Origin of the sequence: Nocardia sp. BSTN01, assembly GCF_015354405.1 — a bacterium.
Lineage (GTDB): Bacteria > Actinomycetota > Actinomycetes > Mycobacteriales > Mycobacteriaceae > Nocardia.
Genome location: NZ_JADKYP010000193.1, coordinates 1 through 293, shown reverse-complemented (window position 1 = coordinate 293; position 293 = coordinate 1). Strand labels below are relative to the sequence as shown.

Sequence of the window (293 nt, the reverse complement as noted above, 5' to 3'; positions counted from 1 at the left end):
CCATCGGATCCCGTTGATGAGCTGCCGTTTCGTCCATGTGGGCGGGCGTCCCGCCTTCTTGCCACGGGGCAGCAACGGTGCCAGCCGGGCCCATTGGGCATCGGTCAGGTCCGCGCGCCCCGTCACCGCTACGCTGGTCACGAGGTCTCCGGTCGGTCTCCGGTTTTTCTTGGTCGTTAAACCGATCTACTGGAGACCTCGCCCATATGCCAACGCGGCCAACATGTTCCGCTGACAGCGAGTGAGGGTGGTGCCGCTACACGGCACCACCCCTCACTTCACTTCGATACAAG

1 protein-coding gene is annotated in these 293 nt (G+C 63.5%); it reads right to left on the bottom strand.

Annotated elements, in window-relative coordinates:
• Positions 1-126, bottom strand: a 126-nt coding sequence (locus tag IRT45_RS36490; RefSeq protein ID WP_309241313.1) for a transposase, incomplete at its 3' end; no start/stop codon positions are given.
• Between the last annotated feature and the right edge of the window lie 167 nt (positions 127-293).